Consider the following 3,011-nt stretch of genomic DNA (forward strand, 5'->3'; position numbering starts at 1 on the left):
CGGAGCATCCCAAACCGGGCGTCCGCCGCCGATGCCACAGAGAACCGCCTTGAAATCCATGCGGCAGGAACAACGTCCTTCAAGCCCGACTTATTCAGCAGCCTGCTAAACGCCGACTGGCACAATCATCTGTCGCATGGCGACATCGTCAGGTTCCGGCTCCCCGGTGCGGGCCGGCCTGTGACCGAACGCTTGGAGGCTCGGCCGTGCCTGGTGCTCGACATCGAGACGGTCGGCACGCGGCGTTGTGCCATTCTGATTCCGGCCGTCTCGGCGCGCCGACCGGCATCGGGTGCTCGCAGCGTCATCTTGTTTCAGCGGCCCGAATATCGCGCGGCAGGATTGTCCGGACCGACGCGGTTTCCGATCCGGTCGCGGCTGATTGTCCCGCTCGTCGATGAGGGGTTTGTCCCCGTCGAGACGACTGGCACCGACACGCCGGTAATTGGACGGCTCACAGGGGACGCGTTCGAGCGGATGAATGCAGAGCGCGGCCGTCTGCATGCGCTGCGCGATATCCGTGCGGATCAGGAGCGGAGGCACCCGCAGCGCCGCGGCCCACAGCGCGATCGGGATTTCACTGTCACCCGGCGCGGGCAGCGTCGCCTGATGGTGCTGTCGCCGACAACGGCTGCGCGCCGCAGCAGCTGAACGCGTCTCACCGCATCTCGCTGTCCGGCACCCGACCGTGGTGCCGGACGTCACGACCCCAAAAAGGAAATTCCTATCATGACCAAGACCCTTATTCGCGGCCCCCAGATCTCGGCTGTAACCCTCTTCCGGCAGATCGCACCGAGCTACGCACAGCAGCTGTCGCGTCAGCTGCACCGCGCGGGCCTGATCAATTCGANGGCTGTAACCCTCTTCCGGCAGATCGCACCGAGCTACGCACAGCAGCTGTCGCGTCAGCTGCACCGCGCGGGCCTGATCAATTCGAATGATCTCATCACAGCGCTGACCAGCGGTCTCGCGACCTTTTCGCGCGAGCATGGCGTCCATCTTGCGACAGATTTCCCGAAAGCCTGGCCGGAGGCATTGGAGACGCTGCGCACGGCACGCTGCGAGGATGACTGGGAGAATCTCCTGCTACAGAGTGCCACTGCATCGACAGCGACGAGTCACACCCTGGCGCGTGGCGCCTCGCAGATGAGCCAGGTGCTCGAAGCGTCGCGCGATGCTGCGCAGATGAGCCCGCGCGTGGCAACTGCCTTGGGAGTCTGGGTCATCACGGCAGTGGTGATCGCACATTCAGGGCCGCTCGATGCTGACCTCAGCCTTGAGCAACTCGCCGAGTGCCTATGAGAAAATCCCTCGCCCGGTCGTCATGCGGCCGGGCGGCGCCTGTCATGCACGGGTTTGAGAATGTGGCGCAGCTGGACCAGTAGTTGCGTCTCTGCGTGAGACGAAGGTCGCTGCGGTGTCTTGACCTCCCGGGCCCTTACGAGCCTCTGGAGGTGCAGCTTCGGAACACCGTGCAAATGGGCTACATGCGTGAGCGACCGGCCATGCATCATTTCGGAGTGTGGATACGCCTCGCTGGCAACTCGGAGACCGTCGCAGCAGGCGCAGCGTTCATGTAGCGTATAGCGCCACGCCTTGTCGAAGGCCCCCGGTGGATGGCTCAGGCGATACTTGCGATTGAAGGCCTCTTTCGAGGCAGTAAGCTCCGCCCGCGTATACCCCTGCTGCAAGGCGAATTCATACAGTATCCTGTCGTGCATTTGAGTTCCCAGTGCATTTTCGGTGAATCTAGCGCGGGCGTCGTCATGCCTGCGTGTCGCGGCCAGACAGGTGGCTATCGCCTGGCCGTGCAAACAAGAGGCACTATCGACCGCGGCAAAGGTGAGCGCCGGCTCTGTTGATCTGCGGCGATCGGAGCTGTGTTCGCGACGAGCGCCGGAGATGAGACAGGTTCTCGCCGCCCCTGCTTGCGGGCGTCGTCCGGTTAAGCGCGGATGCGGACGGGCATGTTTTTGATGAGACCGTGGTTTGAGTACACCAACAGCCGGCATCGTTTCGCTACGATCCGAACGTCGAGGATGCGCTTGTCGATAGAGACGAAATATGGGCGAGTCGTGCCGTCTTGCGCGACAACATCGATGTGTCCGTCGGCATGGATTGAAGGTTCGATCGTCGCCTGTTGCACGGCCTGAAATTCACGAAGAGCCTCTTCATGGCACTCTGGAATGAGAAATTGCAAATGCCCGGCGCTACCGCTGAGATAGCACAGTCCCCTCTGCGCGAAGGACGAACTCCAGTAGTTGGTTGCCGTCATGAATCGGCCCTTGTTTACAAACCAAATTGGGTTGATTTGGGCTTCATCGTCAGAATTATATGATGTCATCGTCAGTTCCATTTCATTCTCCTGTTGTTGATACTGAATATGTGGGGCTGGATGGATCCCACAGAGCACGACGCTCAACAAAGAAGTGGGATTGTTTGCACAGCAAAAAAAAAGAATTTCTGATTATGAGTAGATTTTTTTGACGAAGCTTCGATTGAGCTATTCTGCGGGGTTTAACCTCTGGCGCTCAATGCGGTTCATTTCGCGCCCCGGGTTGCAACAGACGCCCCTGCGGGAACGATCTTGATGTAGCGGGCCACGCGCATGCTCGCGTGCATTACGACAATGGCATCCTACGCCGCGATCCGGGTTTTCCTGGCATCCTCGAACGGACGGACAGATCACCGGTATTGAAACGGCATGCGCCGTGCTCCAACGGCCACCTAAACATCTGGCCGGAACGGCCTCTTTCTAAGGGGTTCTCTTGATTCCTCTTATTCAATACAGCGTCTATTATCCTGCGGTTTCAGATGCTTGCGAAAGTGTGGTCGCAGGAATTCCCCACCAGGTCGCAATTATTCCCCGGAAAGTCGCAGAAATTCTGCAATCGGTCGCAATTATTCGGCTTCTTCGCGGTTTGTGTGGGTGTGCGGGTCTCCGGTCAGTTCACGACCACACCAGATGTTGTGTCGTAGGGTGACGCGGGCAGGTGCTTGAGCCGACCGGC

The 3,011-nt window shown here is 59.8% G+C and carries 2 protein-coding genes; one reads left to right on the plus strand and one right to left on the minus strand.

The window, feature by feature from the left end:
* Positions 1-651 (plus strand): hypothetical protein (locus tag V8352_RS21475; RefSeq protein WP_336426295.1); only part of this gene is annotated, 651 nt, incomplete at its 5' end.
* Positions 652-1,945: 1,294 nt separating this feature from the next.
* Here V8352_RS21475 and V8352_RS21480 read toward each other — a convergent pair.
* On the minus strand, positions 1,946-2,356 hold the full coding sequence (locus V8352_RS21480; protein ID WP_336426296.1) for a hypothetical protein: 411 nt from the start codon (positions 2,354-2,356) through the stop codon (positions 1,946-1,948).
* Positions 2,357-3,011: the final 655 nt, after the last annotated feature.

This window comes from Roseovarius sp. D0-M9, from assembly GCF_037083805.1.
Classification (GTDB): Bacteria; Pseudomonadota; Alphaproteobacteria; order Rhodobacterales; family Rhodobacteraceae; genus Roseovarius.

Excerpts from the sequence above, each read along its gene's own strand:
- V8352_RS21480 (WP_336426296.1), bottom strand. The coding sequence starts at position 2,356 with ATGGAACTGACGATGACATCATATAATTCTGACGATGAAGCCCAAATC.